1 protein-coding gene is annotated in these 235 nt (G+C 71.9%); it reads right to left on the bottom strand.

The genetic code is table 11. The features are described from left to right. A partial coding sequence (locus CCN72_RS41180; RefSeq protein WP_244174665.1) for an AMP-binding protein occupies positions 1 to 235 on the bottom strand: 235 nt, incomplete at both ends.

Here is a 235-nt window from a genome sequence, read left to right as displayed (position 1 = left end):
GGCAGACCGCGACGCTGCCGGTCTCGGTGCTGGCGTAGATCTGCGCGAACTCGCAGCGGTAGGTCTCCAGGCACTGCTTGAGCAGCGTCTCGGACATGGGCGCCGCGCCGTAGGCGATCTTGCGCAGGGAGGTGAACGCCTCGGGTCCCGCGCCGCGTTCGGCGGCCATCGCCTGGAGCATCGCGGGGGCGGCGAAGGTGGTGGTGACGCCGTGCTCGCGGATGAGGCGGACCGC

Origin of the sequence: Streptomyces murinus, from assembly GCF_002154555.1 — a bacterium.
GTDB lineage: Bacteria > Actinomycetota > Actinomycetes > Streptomycetales > Streptomycetaceae > Streptomyces > Streptomyces murinus.
This window is presented reverse-complemented; position numbering and strand designations above follow the sequence as displayed.